The organism is Methylobacterium sp. 4-46, from assembly GCF_000019365.1.
Taxonomy (GTDB): Bacteria; Pseudomonadota; Alphaproteobacteria; order Rhizobiales; family Beijerinckiaceae; genus Methylobacterium.
This window is the reverse complement of the sequence record NC_010511.1, coordinates 304739-322037: the sequence shown is the minus strand read 5'-3', so window position 1 is coordinate 322037 and position 17299 is coordinate 304739. Positions and strand designations below refer to the sequence as shown.

Genomic DNA, 17299 nt, shown 5'->3' with positions numbered 1-17299 from the left:
TCCCGTGTCCGACGCCTCTCCCGATCCCGCCCCGGAGGCCGCCCCGGAGGCCGCCCCGCCGCGGCCCTCCCGCCTCCTCGCCATCCTGCGCGCGATGTTCCGCTTCGCCGTCGAGCGCAGCGGCGCGCGCGTCAACCTCGTCGGCGTCGTCTTCGGCGGGGTCTTCGCGGTGATCATCGGGCGCCTCGTCCTCACGGCGGCGATCCCCGAGGAGCCGTCGAGCCAAGCCCAGCGCGTCGCCGCGGCCGCCGCGACCGCGATCCGGCCCGACATCGTCGACCGCAACGGCGAGATCCTGGCCACCGACATCCGCACGGTGTCGGCCTTCGCGGAGCCCGGCAACATCGTCGACAAGGACGAGGCGGTCGAACTGCTCACCGCCGTCCTGCCCGACCTGAACGCCGCGGAGCTGCGCGCCAAGCTCACCCCCAAGCGCAAGGGCGCGGGCTTCGTCTGGATCAAGCGCGAGCTGACGCCCAAGCAGCAGGCGGAGGTGCACCGCCTCGGCATCCCGGGGATCGGCTTCCTGCCCGACCACAAGCGCGTCTACCCGAACGGCGTCGCGGCCGCCCACGTCCTCGGCTTCGCCAACCTCGACAACGTCGGCATCGCCGGGATGGAGAAGTACATCGACAAGACGGGCCTGAAGGACCTCAACAACCTCGGCTTCATCGAGAAGTCGGCCGACCTCGCCCCGGTCCAGCTCTCGATCGACCTGCGCGCGCAGCACGCCGTGCGCGACGAACTGGCCTGGGGCATGGAGCATTACCGGGCCAAGGCGGCGGCCGCGATGATCCTCGACGTGAATACCGGCGAGGTTCTGGCCCTGGCCTCCCTGCCCGATTTCGACCCGAACGAGCCCGCCGACGCGCTCAACCCCGACCGCATCAACCGGATGAACGTCGGCGTCTACGAGATGGGCTCGACCTTCAAGGCCATGACGCTCGCCATGGCGCTCGAATCCGGCAAGTTCACCGTGAACTCGACCTTCGACACCCGCGGCGGCGTGCTGTCCTGGGGGCGCCAGAAGATCCACGAGTACCACGGCACCAACCGCGTCATCACCATGCCGGAGGTGTTCACCCACTCCTCCAACATCGGTTCGGCCAAGATGGCGCTCGGCGTCGGCGTGCCCGGCCACAAGGCCTTCCTGAAGAAGATGGGCCTGCTCGACCGCATGCGCACGGAATTGCCGGAAAGCGCCGAGCCGATCGTCCCGCCGCGCTGGACCGAGATCAACACGATCACCATCGCGTTCGGCCACGGCTTGGCGGTGGCGCCGCTCCAGGCCGCCGCCGCGGTCGCGGCGATCACCAACGGCGGCTTCCTGATCACCCCGACCTTCCTGCGCCGCGACGAGGCCGCCGCCCGCGAGAAGGCCGTCCAGGTCTTGACGCCGCAGACCAGCGAGGCCATGCGCTTCATCATGCGCCTCAACGCCACCGAGGGCTCGGCCAAGAAGGCGGACAACCCCTACTACTTTGTCGGCGGCAAGACCGGCACCGCCGAGAAGGTGATCCGCGGCCATTACGTGAAGAACCGGCTGTTCACCACCTTCATGGCGGCCGCCCCGATGGACAAGCCCAAGTACCTGTTCGTCACGGTCATGGACGAGCCGCAGGCGGTGGCGGCGGAATCGGGCGGCTACGCCACGGCGGCGTGGAATTCCGGCGTGGTGACGGGCCGGATCCTGTCCCGCGTGGCGCCGATCCTGGGGCTTCCGCCGAAATTCGAGGGTCCGACCAATCCCTTCCCGCTGATGGTGAAGCTCGGCGCCTACCACGCCAACCAGGTCGGCGCGCGATGAGCGGGACCACGACCCTCGGCGCGCTCTTCCCCGAGGCCGCGGGCGCCGCGTCCGCGCTGCCGGTCGCCGCCCTCACGGCCGACAGCCGGCGCGTCGGGCCCGGCGCGGTCTTCGTGGCGGTGCCGGGCACCCGGGCGGACGGGCGCCTCTTCGCCGCCCAGGCCGCGGCCGCCGGCGCCGTCGCCATGGTGGCGGAGGGGCCCCGGCCGGCCGACCTGCCGCAGGCGGTGGCCTACCTCTCCGTGCCCGATGCCCGCCGCGCCCTGGCGCTCGCGGCCGCGCGCCTGCATCCGGGCCAGCCCGCCACGGTCGTCGCGGTGACCGGCACCAGCGGCAAGAGTTCGGTCGCGGATTTCGTCCGGCAGATCCTCGCGCGGCTCGGCCGCCGCTCGGCGAGCCTCGGCACCCTCGGCGTGGTGACCGGAGAGGGCGCCGCCTACGGGGCGCTCACGACCCCCGACCCGGTCACCCTGCACGAGACCCTCGACCGGCTCGCCCGCGACGGCATCACCGACCTCGCCATGGAGGCCTCCTCCCACGGGATCGAGCAGCGCCGCCTCGACGGCGTGCGCCTGACCGCCGCCGCCTTCACCAATCTCGGCCACGACCACCTCGACTACCATCGCACGGTCGAGGCCTACCTCGCCGCCAAGCTGCGCCTGTTCGAGGACCTGCTGCCCGAGGGCGCGACCGCGATCGTCAACGCGGACGGGCCGATGGCGGACCGCGCGGTGGCGGCGATCCGCGCCCGCTCCCTGCCCCTCGTCACCACGGGCCGCGCGGGCGAGACCCTGCGCCTCGACGCGGTCGAGACCCGGGGCTTCGCGCAGCGCCTCACCCTCGCGGCGCAGGGGCGCGCGCTCACGGTGGACCTGCCCCTGGTCGGCTCCTACCAGGTCGAGAACGCCCTGGTGGCGGCGGCCCTCGTCCTTGCCACCCCGGCCGGGCGCGGCCGGCTGGAGGCGGTGATCGGGGCGCTCGGCCACCTCGCGGGCGTGCCGGGGCGGCTCGAGCGGGTGGCGACCCATCGCGGGGCGCTCTGCGTCGTCGACTACGCCCACAAGCCCGAGGCCCTGGCGGGCGTGCTCCAGGCCCTGCGGCCCTTCGCGACCGGGCGCCTCGTCTGCGTGATGGGCTGCGGCGGCGACCGCGACCGGGCCAAGCGCCCGATGATGGGGCGCATCGCGGTCGCGGGCGCCGACCGGGTCATCGTCACGGACGACAATCCGCGCAGCGAGGAGCCGGCCGCAATCCGGGCCGAGATCCTGGCCGCCGCCCCGGGCGCGGAGGAGATCGGCGACCGGGCCGAGGCGATCCGCGCCGCCGTGCGCGACCTCGCGCCGGGCGACGTGCTGGTCGTGGCCGGCAAGGGCCATGAAACCGGCCAGATCATCGGCGACCGCACGCTTCCGTTCTCGGACCGCGACGCGGTGCTGAGCGCGATCGAGGAGACGCGTGCATGACCGAGCCTCTCTGGACCCTGGACGCGGTGCTGGCCGCCACCGGCGGCCGCGCGCTCGACGGCGCGCCCGACGCGCCGCTCTCCGGCCTGTCGATCGACACCCGCACCCTGAAGGTCGGCGACCTGTTCTTCGCCATCCGGGGCGAGCAGCGCGACGGCCACGACTTCGTCCGCGACGCGCTCGCGCGCGGCGCGGGCGCCGCCGTGGTGTCGCAGGCGCGCGCCGCGGACCTCGCCGGCGCCGGCCCGCTCGTCGCGGTGCCGGAGGCGGGCGAGGATCCGGTGCTCGCCGCCATGCGGAAGCTCGCGGCGGCGGCGCGGGCGCGCAGCCGCGCCCGCATCGTCGCGGTGACGGGCTCGGTCGGCAAGACCGGCACCAAGGAGGCCCTGCGCCACGTCCTGGCGGCGCAGGGCGCCACCCACGCCTCGGTCGCCTCCTACAACAACCATTGGGGCGTGCCCCTGACGCTCGGGCGCATGCCGGCGGCGAGCGCCTTCGGGGTGTTCGAGATCGGCATGAACCACGCGGGCGAGATCGCCCCGCTCACCCGCCTGGTCCGGCCCGAGGTCGCCGTCGTGACGACGGTCGAGCCGGTCCACATCGAGCATTTCCGCGCCCTCTCGGGCATCGCGGACGCCAAGGGCGAGATCTTCTGCGGCCTGGAGCCCGGCGGGGTCGCGGTGATCAACCGAGACAACCCGCATTTCGAGCGCCTGCGCGACCACGCGCTGGCCTCGCGGGCGGGCCGGATCGTCAGCTTCGGCGAGCATCCGCGGGCGGATGTGCGGGCCGAGCGCGTGGTGATGCGCCCCGACCTCTCGATCGTGGACGCGCGGGTGATGGGCATCCCGGTCACCTACCAGCTCGGCACGCCGGGCCGCCACACGGCCCTGAACTCGCTCGCCGTGATGGCGGCCGTGCACGCGCTCGGGGCCGACCTCGCGCTCGCGGCCCTGTCGCTGGCGCAGCTGCGCCCGCCGGTCGGGCGCGGCGAGCGCACGCTGCTGCGCCTGCGCGACGGCGAGGCGCTGCTCGTCGACGAGAGCTACAACGCCAACCCGGCCTCGGTGCGGGCGGCGCTCGCGACGCTCGCGGGGATCGAGGTCCAGGGCCGGGCGCGCCGGATCGCCGTGCTCGGCGACATGCTGGAGCTCGGCGCGGAGGCGGCGCGCCTGCACCGCGACCTCGCCGCCGCCGTGGCGGAGCACGGGATCGACCTCGTCTTCGTGGCCGGACCGCTGATGGCGGAGCTGTTCGAGGCGCTGCCGGCCGGCACGCGGGGCGTCGCGGCGGCGAGTTCCGCCGATCTCCTCGACGCGGTCGTGGCCGAGATCCGCCCTGGCGACGCGGTCATGGTGAAGGGATCGAACAGCACCCGCATGGGCCGGATTGTCGAGGCCCTGAAAGCCCGCTACGGGGGCGGCGCGGACGCCATCGCCGCGCGACCGACCTGAGCCGCCGCGCGCGAGCCTCCGGGCGCCGGCGCGGCCGGCCTCCACCGAACGGCGCCGTCATCCCCGCCGGCGCTCACCTCCATATCGGGATGAGCCCGGGATGCTGTATCTCCTGTCCGAACTGAGCGGCGTCTTCTCGCCGTTCAACGTGTTTCGCTACATCACCTTCCGGACGGGCGGGGCGCTGTTCACGGCGGGCCTGTTCGTGTTCTGGTTCGGGCCCTGGATCATCTCGCTGCTGCGCCTGCGCCAGGGCAAGGGCCAGCCGATCCGCGAGGACGGGCCCCAGACCCACCTGCTGACCAAGCGCGGCACGCCGACCATGGGCGGGCTGATGATCCTGGCCGGGCTCCTGGTCGCGGTGTTCCTGTGGGCCAACCCGCGCAACAGCTACGTCTGGATCACCGTCGTGGTGACGCTCGGCTTCGGGGCGATCGGCTTCTACGACGACTATCTCAAGGTGACGAAGCAGAGCCACAAGGGCTTCTCGGGCAAGTTCCGGCTCGGCCTGGAGGCGCTGATCGCGGTGGCGGCCTGCGTGGCGGTGGCGGAGTACTCGGCGCCGGGGCTCGCCTACCGGCTCGCCTTCCCGGTCTTCAAGGACGCGATCGTCAACCTCGGCCTGTTCTGGATCTTCTTCGCGAGCTTCGTGATCGTGGGCGCCGGCAATGCCGTGAACATCACGGACGGGCTCGACGGGCTGGCGATCGTGCCGGTGATGATCGCGGCGGCGACCTTCGGGATCATCGCCTACCTGGTCGGCAACGTGATCTACGCCTCCTACCTGCAGGTGAACTATGTCCCGGGCACGGGCGAACTCGCGGTGGTGTGCGGGGCGCTGATCGGGGCGGGGCTCGGCTTCCTGTGGTTCAACGCGCCGCCGGCCCAGATCTTCATGGGCGACACCGGCTCGCTGGCGCTGGGCGGATTGCTGGGCACCGTCGCGGTGGCGACCAAGCACGAGATCGTGCTGGCGGTGGTGGGCGGCCTGTTCGTGCTGGAGATCGCCTCGGTGATCATCCAGGTCGCCTCCTTCAAGCTCACCGGCAAGCGCGTCTTCCGGATGGCGCCGATCCACCACCATTTCGAGCAGAAGGGCTGGAAGGAGCCGCAGGTGGTGATCCGGTTCTGGATCATCGCCGTGGTGCTGGCGCTGCTCGGCCTCGCGACGCTGAAGCTGCGCTGAGGGGCGGCCCGGGGCCGCCCCCTGCCGCCTCATCCCCGATCCCTTCGGGCCGGCGGATCCGGGCCTCGCTCAGGCGCCGCGCGGGCGCGTGATCCGGGATCCGCCGTGATCGGATCCCGGTTCACAGGATGAACCGGCTCAGATCCGCGTTCTGGGCGAGGCTCTCGACCCGCTCCCGCACATAGGCCGCGTCGATCGTCACGCTCTCGCCCGCGCGGTCGGGCGCCGTGAACGAGATCTCGTCGAGCACCCGCTCCAGCACCGTCTGCAGCCGGCGCGCGCCGATGTTCTCGACGGAGGAATTCACCTCCACGGCCACCCGGGCGAGGGCGTCGACCGCGTCCTCCGTGAAGGTGACGGCGACGCCCTCCGTGGCCATCAGCGCCACCGCCTGCTTGAGCAGGCTCGCCTCGGTCTCGGTCAGGATGCGCCGGAAATCGTCGACCGTGAGCGGCGCGAGCTCCACCCGGATCGGCAGCCGCCCCTGCAGCTCCGGCAGCAGGTCGGAGGGTTTCGAGACGTGGAAGGCCCCGCTCGCGATGAACAGGATGTGGTCGGTCTTGACCGGCCCGTGCTTGGTCGCGACCGTCGTCCCCTCGATCAGCGGCAGCAGGTCGCGCTGGACCCCCTCGCGGGAGACGTCCGCCCCGCCGCGGCCCTCGCGGGCGCAGATCTTGTCGACCTCGTCGAGGAACACGATGCCGTTGTCCTCGACCTCGCGGACCGCCTCCTGGACGATCGCGTCCTGGTCGAGGAGCTTGTCGGATTCCTCGGCCATCAGGGGCGCGTGGGCGTCCCGCACGGTGACGCGCCGCGGCTTGCCCTTCTGGCCGCCGAGCGCCTTGCCGAGCATGTCGCCGAGGTTGATCGCCCCCATGGCGGCGCCGGGCACGCCCGGGATCTCGAACATCGGCAGGCCGCTCGGCGCGGCGCTGGCGAGCTCGATCTCGACCTCCTTGTCGTCGAGTTCGCCCGCGCGCAGGCGGCGCCGGAAGCTGTCGCGGGTGGCCTGGCCCGCGGTCGGCCCGACGAGCGCGTCGAGAATGCGCGCCTCCGCGGCCGCCTCCGCCCTGGCCTGGACCGAGCGGCGCTTCTCGTCGCGCTTGAGGCCGATCCCGACCTCCACGAGGTCGCGCACGATCTGCTCGACGTCGCGGCCGACATAGCCGACCTCGGTGAACTTGGTGGCCTCCACCTTGAGGAAGGGCGCGTTGGCCAGACGGGCGAGGCGGCGCGAGATCTCGGTCTTGCCGCAGCCGGTCGGGCCGATCATCAGGATGTTCTTGGGCGCCACCTCCTCGCGCAGGGGGCCGTGGAGCTGCTGGCGGCGCCAGCGGTTGCGCAGCGCGATCGCGACCGCGCGCTTCGCGTCGGCCTGGCCGACGATGTAGCGGTCGAGTTCGGAGACGATTTCGCGGGGGGAGAAGGTCGTCATGGCGGGTCCGGAGATGCGGCGGTCGGGGCCGCCGTCGCGTGTCGTGACGGGGTGGCGTGCGGCTCAGGCCGCCTCCAGGCTCTCGATCACGAGGTTGCCGTTGGTGTAGACGCAGATCTCGGCCGCGATCGCCAGCGAGCGGCGCACGATCGCCTCGGCGTCGAGGTCCTGGTCCTCGAGGGCGCGGGCGGCGGCGAGGGCGTAATTGCCGCCCGAGCCGATCGCCATCACGCCGCCCTCGGGCTCCAGCACGTCGCCGGAGCCGGAGAGCAGCAGCCCGACCTCGCGGTCGGCCACCAGCATCATGGCTTCGAGCCGCCGCAGGTAGCGGTCGGTGCGCCAATCCTTGGTGAGTTCGACGCAGGCGCGGGTGAGCTGCCCCGGATACTGCTCCAGCTTGGCCTCCAGCCGCTCGAACAGCGTGAAGGCGTCGGCGGTCGCGCCCGCGAAGCCGCCGATCACCGCGCCCTTGGCGAGGCGGCGCACCTTGCGGGCATTGCCCTTCACGATGGTCTGGCCGAGGCTGACCTGCCCGTCGCCCCCGATGACGACGCGCCCGCCCTTGCGGACCATCAGGATCGTCGTCGCATGCATGCGGGGCAATGCCCCCGCCTCGTCGCTGCCCAAGGACCTCTCCCGTGCGGCTCGTCCGAAGCGTAGGTGGGGGTTGGGGAGGCGTTCGTCCACCTCGCCGAGGCGGGATGTCCCCGGCCGCCCTCGCGCGGTCCGCGACGAGGCCGAGCCTCCGAGCGATCAGACCACGACCGTGATCGCCTGGGCGGCCCGGGTCAGGCCGGTGTAGAGCCAGCGCCGGGCATGCTCCCGGAAGGCGTAGGATTCGTCGAACAGCACCACCCGGTCCCATTGCGATCCCTGCGCCTTGTGCACGGTGAGCGCGTAGCCGTAGGTGAACTCGTCGCTCTCGCGCTTCAGGATGGCGGGGATCGGCTCCTCGCTGCCCTCGATCACCGCGCGCAGCACCCGGATGTCCTGCGGCCGGCGGCGCAGGGCGGGGTCGTCCTCCGGCACCACGTCGAGCCGCACGAGGTCGGGCCGGGGCGCGGCGCGCAGCGCCTGCACGGTCCAGGTCGAGCCGTTGAGCAGGCCCTTGGTGCGGTCGTTGCGCAGGCAGACCAGCTTCTCGCCCACGGCCGGCATCGGGTCGGTCTGGCCCATCAGGTCGCGGATGCGGCCGTTGTAGAGCCGCCGGGTCCGGTTGAGCCCGACCAGCACCTGGTCGGCGGCGAGCACCGCCTCCGGGGTGATGCCCCGCCGGTTCACCACCGCGCTCGCCCCGTAGCGCCCGGTCTCCAGCTGCCCGCCCTCCCGCACCGCCATGGCCAGCCGGATGATCGGGTCGTCCGCCGCCTGCCGGTGGATCTCGGTCAGCATCACGTCGGGCTCGGCCTCCGTGAAGAAGCCGCCGCCCTTGACCGGGGGCAGCTGCGCCGGGTCGCCCAGCACCAGCACCGGCTTGCCGAAGGACAGGAGGTCGTTGCCGAGATCGGCATCGACCATCGAGCACTCGTCGATGACCACGAGGGCCGCCTTCGACACCGGGCCGGTGCGGTTGAGGGTGAAGGCCGGGCCGCCCTCCTCGCCCTCGCGGGCGCGGTAGATCAGGCTGTGGATGGTCGCGGCGTCGTGGCAGCCGCGCTGGCGCATCACCGAGGCGGCCTTGCCCGTGTAGGCCGCGAACAGGACCCCGCCCTCGACATCCTCGGCGACCCGCCGCGCCAGCGTGGTCTTGCCGGTGCCGGCGAAGCCGAACAGGCGGAAGACCCGGGGCTCGCCCGCCTTCAGCCAGGCGGACACCGCCCGCAGGGCCGCCTCCTGCTCGGGGCTGAACCGCGTCATCGCCCGTCAGCGCGCCTTGCCGACCGTGCGCCGGGCCTGGAATTCCGGCGGCGGCGCCTCGCTGCGGCGCAGCAGGGCGCGGAACTCGTCGCGGCGCTCGTGGATCGAGGCGATGACGAGGCCCATCGGCACTCCGACATCGACCAGCACGGCCTCGGAGAGCTGCAGCGAGGCCTCGATCGTCTCCGGCACCGCGTCGTCGACCCCGAGCTCGTAGAGGGCGGTGGCGTGGCGCGCGTCGCGGGCGCGCGCCACGATGGTGAGGTCGGGGCGCTCGGCCCGGGCCGCCGCCACCACCGCCTCCACCGAGCGCGGCGCGTCCAGGGTGACGACGAGGGCGCGGGCGCCGGCGATGCCGCAGCGGCGCAGCAATTCGGGATTGGCGGAATCGCCGAAATAGACCGGGTTGCCCAGGCGGCGCTGCTCGGCGACCCGGGCCGCGTCCATGTCGAGGGCGAGGTAGGGCACCTTGTGGCGCGCCAGCATCTCGCCGACCAGCCTGCCGACCCGCCCGTAGCCCGCCTCGATGACCCGGCCCTGCTGCCGCTCCGGCGGCGGCTCCGCGGGGACCTGCGCGAGGGCCCGGCGATCGATCTGGCGGCCGAGGCGGCGGGCGAGCGCCGCCAGGAGCGGGATCATCACCATGGTGACGGTGGTGACGACGAGCGCCGCCTGCCCGAGACCCTCGGGCACGAGGTCGGCCGAGAGCGCGCTGCCGATCAGCACGAACGCGAACTCGCCCCCGGCCCCGAGCAGCAGGGCGGTCTCGACCGCCACCGCCCGCGACAGGCGCAGCGCCCGCGCGACGGCCAGGATCACCCCGCCCTTGATCAGGATCATGGCCAGCGACAGGCCCAGGATCGCGGCCGGCGCGTCGAGGAGCTGGGCCGGATCGAGGTTCATGCCCACCGAGACGAAGAACACGCCGAGCAGCAGGCCCTTGAATGGGTCGATGGTCGCCTCGATCGCCCGGCGGTACTCGGTCTCGGCGAGGAGCAGCCCGGCCACGAAGGCGCCGAGCGTGGTCGAGAGCCCGCTCGCCGCCGCGACGAGCGCCGTCGCCACGATGACGAGCAGGCAGGCCGCCATGAAGAGTTCGGGGCTGCGGGTGCGGGCGACGAGCTGGAACAGCGGGCGCAGCCCGAGCCGCCCCGCCCCGACGATGAGCGCGATCGCCACCGCCGCCTGGCCGAGGGCCAGGGCGAGCCCGCCGATCGCGTCCCCGTCCTTGCGCCCGAGCACCGCGATGGCGAACAGGACCGGGGCCACTGCGAGGTCCTGGAACAGCAGCACCGCGAAGCTCGCCCGGCCCGCCGGGGCGTTGAGGCGCTTCTGGTCGGCCAGCACCGGCAGGACGATGGCGGTCGAGGAGAGGGCGAGGGAGAGCCCGACCAGGCCCGCGGCGGTCGGATTCACGCCGAGCGGCAGCAGCAATGCCCCGAGCACCAGGCTCGACAGGGCGACCTGCAGCGAGCCGAGGCCGAAGACCAGCCGGCGCAGGATGCGCAGCCGCTCCCAGGACAGTTCCACGCCGATCATGAACATCAGGAAGATCACGCCGAGGTCGGCCAGGTGCGCGATCTCGCTGCGGTTGCCGATCGTCACCTCGGCGAGCCAGGGCGCGCTGCCGGTGAGCCGCCCGAGCCCCGAGGGGCCGAGCAGCGCCCCCGCCCCGATGAAGCCGAGGACCGGGCTGATCCGCAGGCGATGGAACAACGGCACCACGATGCCGGCCGTCACCAGGAACAGGATGGCCTCCTTGTAGGAGGCGCCGTGGACCACGGGGTCGGTCATCGGGGGGAGGGGTATCTCTCGCGACGCGGCGGGCCGGCCCATCTTGAGGAGCCGCGCCGCCGGGGCAAGCGGAAACGGGTCCCCCCGCCGGCTTTTCGCCCCTTCGCGACATTCCCGAAACTATGCGATGGGGAGCGCATGACGGGCTTCACGGGACACAGGCTTCGGCGCTGCCGCGATCTCTGGGGGGCGTGCCGCCTCGTCGAGGCCCCGCCGGCCGCGCGCGTGCTGGAGGACGTGCTCCTCGTGCCGCCCGGCGGCCCGGTCCCGGCGGGCCTGTTCGCGGCGGGGCGGCGGCTGCGCGGCGAGGGCGGCGAGGCGGCTCCCGGCGCGCTGCCGGTGGGCGAGCCGGCCCCGGACGGGCTCTACCTCTTCGTCCCGGCGCTCGCCCCCCATTACGGCCACTTCGTCACCGACACGCTCGCGCATCTGTGGCCCCTCGCCGCCTGGGAGGGGCCGCGGCCGCGCCTCGCCCTGCTGGCGCCGCCCCACGCGCTCGACGGCGCCGACTATGCCCGCGTGATCCTGGAGCGCCTCGGCCTCGGCCCCGGCGACCTCGTGCATTTCGACCGGCCGGTGCGCCTGCCGCGCCTGCTGCTGCCCGAGCCAGCCTTCGAGGAGCGGGCCTTCGTGCACGCGGTCTACGGCGCGCTCTGCCGCGAGATCGGCCGGCCCTTCCGGGACGGTCCGGCCCTGGACCGCCCGGTCTACCTGACCAAGACGCGGCTGCCCGCCGGCATCGCCCGCATCGCCAACGAGGAGGCGATCGTCGAGGAGCTCGACCGGCGGGGCGTCGAGATCGTCGCCCCCGAGACGCTGCCCTTCGTCGAGCAGGTGCGCCTCGTCTCGACGCGCCGGGTCGTCATGGGCTCGACCGGCTCGGCCTTCCACACCACGATCTTCGCGGCGCCGGGGCGGCGGGTGCTCGGCCTCAACTGGACCTGGAAGCTGCACGCGAACTTCGCGCTGCTCGACGCTGTCACGGGGACGGCAGGGCGCTACTACTTCCCGCTCGGCACCCGCTACGGGGCGGCGGACTCCTTCCATTTCGGCTGGCAAGTGCGCGATCCGCGCGCGGTCGCCGCCGAACTCCTGGCGCGGGCCGAGGCCTTCGACCGCCTGGACGCGATCGACGCGGCCGACGACGCGGCCGACCGCACCCTCCTCGGCCGGGTCCGCGGCCTGGTCGAGGACCTGCGCTGGCGCCTCTCCCGGGGGGGGCGCGGCGTGGCCGGCGGGCCCTGAGCCGCGCGCGCCGAGGCCGCCGGTTCGGGGGCGCGGCGCGGGTCCGATCCCCGCGGCAGGATCCGCGTCGGGGTTTCGCCGAGGCTCCGGGGCGCGTCAGGCCGTCAGCGCCAGGACGACGCTCTGGTCGCCGTGCGCGTTCAGGAACTCCGCGATCACGCGGGCCACGTCGTGGTCGAGCCCGGCCTGCACGACGCCGTTCATGACCAGGGTGCGCCCGCTGCCGTGCTCGCACAGGGTCCAGCCGAGCCCGTCCGGCCGCATCCCGTAGCGCGCGGCCGCGCCGGCGGCGCGCGCGCGCGTCCGGCCGGCAGCCTTCCCGGCCTCGGCCCGCGGCTCGGCGGTGGACCGGGGATCTTCCAGTTGCTTGGCGCAGCCCTGGACCTCCCCGATGTCGAAAATCAAACGATCCATGGCATTGTTCAGGTGCAGATGCGCCAAGTCTAATCGAATATGGAGCATCGCGCTGCGCGGATCTCTGCGTATGCGGGCCGGACGCGCCCGTCCAGGGAGGCGCGGCGATGTGGGACGGGGCGCGCCGGGAATGGAACGGCCGGGCCCGGGTGGAGGCGGTCCGGAAGGCCGATCGAGGCGCGGGCGCGCACCCGCGCCGCCCTCGCGCGCGGCCGCGGAGATCCGCGGGCGGCAGCCGGCGTAGGTCCGCCCGCGTCGCCCCTGTCCCGGCACGCCCGCCGGCGCCGCTCAGTCCAGCGTGGCGAGCGCGGCCTCCAGGTCGGCGATGAGGTCGTCCGGGTGCTCGATGCCGATCGAGACCCGGATCGTCGCGTCGGTGACGCCGAGCCGGTCGCGCACCTCCTTGGGCACGCCCGAATGGGTGGTGGAGGCCGGATGGCTCGCCAGCGACTCGGTGCCGCCCAGGCTCACCGCCAGCTTGAAGAGCTGGAGCGCGTTGAGGACCCGGAACGCCTCCGCCTCGCCCCCCGCCACGTCGAACGAGAAGGTCGAGCCCGGCGCCCCGCACTGCGCCGCGCAGACCGCGGCCTCGGGCGAGCCCGGCGACAGGTAGCCGAGGTGGTGCAGGCGCGTCACCTTCGGGTGGGCGTGGAGCATCGCCGCGACCTGCTCGCCGTTGCGGTTGGCCGCGCTCATGCGCAGGGACAGCGTCTCCAGGGAGCGGCCGATCATCCAGCAGGAATGCGGGTCGAGCTGGGTGCCGATCGCCGAGCGCAGCAGCCGCACCGGCCGCATCCGCGCGGCGGAGCCGAGGGCCGCCCCGGCGATCAGGTCCGAATGGCCGCCCACGTACTTGGTGAGCGAGTAGACCGAGATGTCCGCCCCGTGGCGCAGGGGCTGCTGGTAGAGCGGCCCGAGCAGCGTGTTGTCGCAGATCACGACCGGCGGCTCGCCGCCCTGCGCGGCCCCGATCTCGTCGGCGACCCGCCGCACCAGGGCGAGGTCGACCAGCGTGTTGAGGGGGTTGGAGGGCGTCTCGACCATCACCACGCTGACCCGGCCCGCCGCCCGGGCCGCCGCGGCGGCCTCCCGCACGCAGGCTGGGTCGGTGCCGTTCGCGAAGCCGTGCGCGGCGATGCCGAGGCCCCCGAGCGTCTTGGCGATCAGCGTCTCGGTGCCGCCGTAGAGGGGCTGCGAATGCAGCACCGCGTCGCCCGGCCGCGCATGGGCCAGGATGCTGGTGGCGATGGCCGACATCCCCGAGGAGAACAGGAGCGCGCTCTCGGCCTCCTCGAACACGGCGAGGCGATCCTCCACGATCTCGCTGTTGGGGTGGTTGAAGCGCGAATAGACCAGTCCCGCCGCCTCGCCCTTCGGCGGTTCGCGCCGGCCCGAAACGTAGTCGAAGAAGGCCTTGCCGTGCTCGGCGGAGGTGAAGACGAAGGTCGAGGTGAGGAAGATCGGCGGCTTGACGGCACCCTCCGAGAGGGCAGGGTCGTAGCCGTAGCCGAGCATCAGCGTCTCGGGATGCAGGCGGCGGTTGCCGAGCCGGTCCTTGTGGTAGCGGTTGTCCGACATGCGGGGGGCCCTCCGGGTCCGTCGGGGTGGCGAGGCGCGCCGATTCCCTCGCGGGATCATAGGGCAGCGCGGCCCGTCGCGCGCGGCAGGCGCGAATTCCGGTGCGCAACGGCACGCGGGACGCGAGGGGCCGGGGCGCAGGGGTCGCCCGCGGCGCATTTTCGGCACAAAACGGAAGCATATCAGGGGTTGAGTTGTCGTGTACGCGGCCGCCGTCGCGCCCGCGCGAGGAGCGTCGATGCTCGTGAGAAAGCCCCCGGACCGGATCGTCGCGCGCGAGCGGCGGGCCTGGAGCGACGAGACCGCCGCGTGGCAGCAGCGCCGCGCGGTCGAGAAGGGCTACCGCATCCGCTGGGGCTACGTCGCCATCGCCTACGTGGTCGAGGCGCTGGTGATCTGCACCTCCCTCGCCGGCGCGTGGTTCTTCGCGCAGACCTACGCCGACCCGCACGACCAGAGCTTCTGGTTCATGCTGCTCGCGCCGGTCGTCTACGCGGCGATCGAGCTCTGCCGGGTGCCGCTCGGCATCCTGATCCGGGTGCAGCGGGACTGGCTGATCAAGGGCTTGGCGGTGATCGGGATCGTGATGGCGGCGGGCGTGACCACCAAGTCGGTGTCCCAGCTCGGCGAGATGATGTTCCATCCCCGCCTCGCCGAGGCCTCCAAGGCCCTCTCCGTGCTGAAGGAGGCGCAGGCCGACCGGGCGAGCCTCGACACGCGCATCAGCCAGGCCGACGCCCGCGTCGCCCAGTACACCGCCGAGTCCCAGGCGCTGGAGAAGCGCAGCAGCGAGGCCTCCTCCCAGCTCGCCGGCCTGCCCGGCCAGCGCTGCGAGCGCCTGCAGGGCACCAACAGCCGGGGCCGGCGCTACTCCTACATGCGCTGCGTCACCGATCCGCGCACCGCCACCATCGCCGGCAGCCTGAAGAGCGCGGGCGACGAGCGCGCGGTCCTGGCCAGGAACCTCGCCGAGGCCCGGGCCGCCCGCGCCGCCCTCGATCGCGGCGCCTCCGACCGCCGCGTGACCGAGGCGGAGGTGGCCTACCGCGACGCGGTGCGGCGCTCGCAGCTCCACTCCTTCACGGCGATGGTCTACGGCGTCGACCCGATCGACGTCACGGATCAGCAGGTCCACGCCTTCCTGCGCATCTTCGTGTTCGCGCCGGCCCTGTGCGCGGCCTTCGCCTCGACGCTGCTCGCGCTCTGCGCCGTGCAGGTGCGCCGCACCTACCAGGACGAGGATGATCTCGGCGTCGCGCTCAACCAGGAGGGCGTGCCGCTCCTCCTCACGCAGATCGCCGAGAGCGCCGGGCAGCTCGACGACGCCCAGCGCGCGGTGCGCGAGGCGATCGCGGCCGGGGTCGCGATCCCCCTCGACCAGCGCCGCCCGCACGGCACCCCGCAGGGCTCCCCCCCGCCCGGTCCCGGCCGGGATGACGACCGCATCGAGAGGCCGAGACCGTGAGCTACCTCGCCCCCGGCACCCCTGAGAACGTGGCCCTCGCCCAGCACGTGAACGGCCGCCTGCGGGCGGAGGCCCGCGTCGTCGCGGCCCGCGCCTTCCTGTTCCGGGCGCTCGGCCTCGGCACCTTCTCGGCCTTCGCGGGGATCGGGATCGGCGCGGGCTTCTACGGCTACGCGGCGATGCACGAGGTGCAGGGCGCGGCCGACAAGCTGGCGGCGGCCCTGACCACCGCGCTCGGCGACGTGACGCTCAAGACGAAGGGCGAGGTGACGCTCACCGACAACACGCTCCGGCTGGAGGGCGGCGCCCCGGCCAAGGCGGGGCGGCCGGACGTGGCGGCGCTCACCACCAACCAGGGCAAGTCGGACGCGCCCGCCTCCACGGCGATCCGCACCAGCTTCACGGTCTTCAAGACCGTGCCCTATCTCGACGGCTCGATCGTCACCGGCTGGAACTTCAAGGGCGACGAGGCCAAGCCCGAGAAGCAGTACTGCTACGTGACGCGGCCGCAGAGCTTCGGGGACGGGACCACCTCGAACCAGACCACGGTGGCGATCGATGGCCAGGTGCTGCCGCAGCCGGCCCGCTCCGAACTGAACTTCGCCGTGGTGGCGAAGAACTGCGTCTGGTTCGATCCGTCGAAGATCTAGCGCTTCGTCGGAGACGATGCGGCACAATCAAGGACCGAGAGCAGCGCCCGATGGCACCGTGATCGGGCGCTGCTCTGGACGGGTGGTCGGGCCCGCGCGGGACGCGGGATCGGGCTCGGCCCGTCCGCCGGCGCGCCGCCCTCAGCCGCGCAGCAGCGCGAGGACCTGCGCGGTCGCCTCCCGCGGCGTGAGCCGCTCGGTGTCGACGCGCAGGTCGGGGCTCTCCGGCGGCTCGTAGGCCGAGTCGATCCCGGTGAAGCGCGGGATCTCCCCGGCCCGCGCCCGCCGGTAGAGGCCCTTCGGGTCGCGCCGCTCGCAGGCCGGCAGCGAGGCGTCCACGTGCACCTCGAAGAAGGGCAGGCCGCGGGCGAGGGCGCGCGCCTCGGCGCGCTCGCGCCGGAAAGGCGAGATCAGCGCCACGATCACGGTGAGCCCGGCATCGGCCATCAGCCACGCCACCTCGGCGGTGCGGCGGATGTTCTCGACCCGGTCGGCATCCGAGAAGCCGAGGTCGCGGTTGAGGCCGCGCCGCAGGGCGTCGCCGTCGAGGATCGTGGTCGGCCGCCCCTCGGCGCGCAGGAGATCGCGCAGCTGCCCCGCCAGGGTCGACTTGCCCGCACCCGAGAGGCCGGTCAGCCACACGATGCAGGCGCGGCTCCCCGCTCCGGCCGGCAGCGCCTCGCCGACCGGGGAGGAGTCCTGGGCGGCGTGCGGGGTCGGGACACGGACCATCCGGGGATACTCCAGCCTGGGTGACACGGCCGTCGCTCATCCATCGTTGCCGGGCCGCCGTCAATCGCCCACCTCGCCGGGCCGCGTCGTGCGGCGCGGCGGGCATGGCTGCCCCGTGTCGGAGCCGCGAGCGCCCGGGGGCGCTCCGATATCTCGATCAGGAGCGCCTGGCGGCGCTCGGGCGCATCGGCCAGGAGCGCCTGGCGGCGCTCGGGCACC

At 73.4% G+C, this 17299-nt stretch carries 14 protein-coding genes; 7 read left to right on the top strand and 7 right to left on the bottom strand.

From position 1 onward, the window contains the following. Positions 1-4: 4 nt before the first annotated feature. The 4 genes from M446_RS01265 to mraY all read left to right on the top strand — a co-directional run bounded on the left by M446_RS01265 (position 5) and on the right by mraY (position 5910). Complete coding sequence (locus M446_RS01265) at positions 5-1807, top strand: peptidoglycan D,D-transpeptidase FtsI family protein (protein WP_012330250.1); 1803 nt, start codon at positions 5-7, stop codon at positions 1805-1807. Continuing rightward, complete coding sequence (locus tag M446_RS01260; RefSeq protein ID WP_012330249.1) at positions 1804-3270, top strand: UDP-N-acetylmuramoyl-L-alanyl-D-glutamate--2,6-diaminopimelate ligase; 1467 nt, start codon at positions 1804-1806, stop codon at positions 3268-3270. Before M446_RS01265 ends, M446_RS01260 begins: the two co-directional genes overlap by 4 nt. Further along, on the top strand, positions 3267-4724 hold the full coding sequence (locus M446_RS01255) for a UDP-N-acetylmuramoylalanyl-D-glutamyl-2,6-diaminopimelate--D-alanyl-D-alanine ligase (protein WP_012330248.1): 1458 nt from the start codon (positions 3267-3269) through the stop codon (positions 4722-4724). The genes M446_RS01260 and M446_RS01255 overlap by 4 nt, the downstream gene beginning before the upstream one ends. Before the next feature lie 100 nt (positions 4725-4824). Beyond that, on the top strand, positions 4825-5910 hold the full coding sequence (gene mraY, locus M446_RS01250; RefSeq protein WP_012330247.1) for a phospho-N-acetylmuramoyl-pentapeptide-transferase: 1086 nt from the start codon (positions 4825-4827) through the stop codon (positions 5908-5910). A gap of 121 nt (positions 5911-6031) precedes the next feature. Here the strand turns inward: mraY and hslU are convergent, their stop codons facing one another. The 4 genes from hslU to M446_RS01230 form a co-directional block, all read right to left on the bottom strand. Beyond that, entirely contained in the window at positions 6032-7345 is a 1314-nt protein-coding gene (gene hslU / locus M446_RS01245; protein ID WP_012330246.1) for an ATP-dependent protease ATPase subunit HslU, read from the bottom strand. A 63-nt stretch (positions 7346-7408) separates the two neighbouring features. Continuing rightward, on the bottom strand, positions 7409-7939 hold the full coding sequence (gene hslV, locus M446_RS01240; protein ID WP_012330245.1) for an ATP-dependent protease subunit HslV: 531 nt from the start codon (positions 7937-7939) through the stop codon (positions 7409-7411). A gap of 159 nt (positions 7940-8098) precedes the next feature. After that, positions 8099-9202, bottom strand: coding sequence for an ATP-dependent DNA helicase (locus M446_RS01235; RefSeq protein WP_012330244.1), 1104 nt, complete (start codon positions 9200-9202; stop codon positions 8099-8101). A 6-nt stretch (positions 9203-9208) separates the two neighbouring features. Continuing rightward, positions 9209-10996, bottom strand: a complete 1788-nt coding sequence (locus M446_RS01230) for a cation:proton antiporter (RefSeq protein ID WP_012330243.1) — start codon at positions 10994-10996, stop codon at positions 9209-9211. Positions 10997-11134: 138 nt separating this feature from the next. Between M446_RS01230 and M446_RS01225 the strand changes: the two genes are divergently transcribed. Then, entirely contained in the window at positions 11135-12241 is a 1107-nt protein-coding gene (locus M446_RS01225) for a glycosyltransferase family 61 protein (protein WP_012330242.1), read from the top strand. A 96-nt stretch (positions 12242-12337) separates the two neighbouring features. On the opposite strand, the gene M446_RS01220 is transcribed toward M446_RS01225, so the two are convergent. After that, a complete protein-coding gene (locus M446_RS01220) occupies positions 12338-12655 on the bottom strand; it encodes a hypothetical protein (protein WP_043700730.1) in 318 nt (105 codons plus the stop codon). 288 nt (positions 12656-12943) lie between these two features. Next, the gene (locus M446_RS01215; protein WP_012330240.1) at positions 12944-14233 is read right to left on the bottom strand and encodes a cystathionine gamma-synthase family protein; all 1290 of its coding nucleotides are present in this window, start codon (positions 14231-14233) and stop codon (positions 12944-12946) included. Between the two features lie 238 nt (positions 14234-14471). Here M446_RS01215 and M446_RS01210 point away from each other — a divergent pair, with 238 nt between their 5' ends. After that, positions 14472-15698, top strand: a complete 1227-nt coding sequence (locus M446_RS01210) for a hypothetical protein (RefSeq protein WP_012330239.1) — start codon at positions 14472-14474, stop codon at positions 15696-15698. Then, positions 15695-16348: a hypothetical protein gene (locus tag M446_RS01205; RefSeq protein ID WP_012330238.1), complete on the top strand. Its 654-nt coding sequence runs from the start codon at positions 15695-15697 to the stop codon at positions 16346-16348. Before M446_RS01210 ends, M446_RS01205 begins: the two co-directional genes overlap by 4 nt. Before the next feature lie 141 nt (positions 16349-16489). Here the strand turns inward: M446_RS01205 and cysC are convergent, their stop codons facing one another. Then, the gene (gene cysC, locus M446_RS01200; protein WP_012330237.1) at positions 16490-17080 is read right to left on the bottom strand and encodes an adenylyl-sulfate kinase; all 591 of its coding nucleotides are present in this window, start codon (positions 17078-17080) and stop codon (positions 16490-16492) included. Positions 17081-17299: the final 219 nt, after the last annotated feature.

Coding starts and splice junctions, on each gene's coding strand:
- M446_RS01260 (WP_012330249.1), top strand. CDS start 1,804: ATGAGCGGGACCACGACCCTCGGCGCGCTCTTCCCCGAGGCCGCGGGC.
- M446_RS01255 (WP_012330248.1), top strand. CDS start 3,267: ATGACCGAGCCTCTCTGGACCCTGGACGCGGTGCTGGCCGCCACCGGC.
- mraY (WP_012330247.1), top strand. CDS start 4,825: ATGCTGTATCTCCTGTCCGAACTGAGCGGCGTCTTCTCGCCGTTCAAC.
- hslU (WP_012330246.1), bottom strand. CDS start 7,345: ATGACGACCTTCTCCCCCCGCGAAATCGTCTCCGAACTCGACCGCTAC.
- hslV (WP_012330245.1), bottom strand. CDS start 7,939: ATGCATGCGACGACGATCCTGATGGTCCGCAAGGGCGGGCGCGTCGTC.
- M446_RS01235 (WP_012330244.1), bottom strand. CDS start 9,202: ATGACGCGGTTCAGCCCCGAGCAGGAGGCGGCCCTGCGGGCGGTGTCC.
- M446_RS01230 (WP_012330243.1), bottom strand. CDS start 10,996: ATGACCGACCCCGTGGTCCACGGCGCCTCCTACAAGGAGGCCATCCTG.
- M446_RS01225 (WP_012330242.1), top strand. CDS start 11,135: ATGACGGGCTTCACGGGACACAGGCTTCGGCGCTGCCGCGATCTCTGG.
- M446_RS01220 (WP_043700730.1), bottom strand. CDS start 12,655: ATGGATCGTTTGATTTTCGACATCGGGGAGGTCCAGGGCTGCGCCAAG.
- M446_RS01215 (WP_012330240.1), bottom strand. CDS start 14,233: ATGTCGGACAACCGCTACCACAAGGACCGGCTCGGCAACCGCCGCCTG.
- M446_RS01210 (WP_012330239.1), top strand. CDS start 14,472: ATGCTCGTGAGAAAGCCCCCGGACCGGATCGTCGCGCGCGAGCGGCGG.
- cysC (WP_012330237.1), bottom strand. CDS start 17,080: ATGGTCCGTGTCCCGACCCCGCACGCCGCCCAGGACTCCTCCCCGGTC.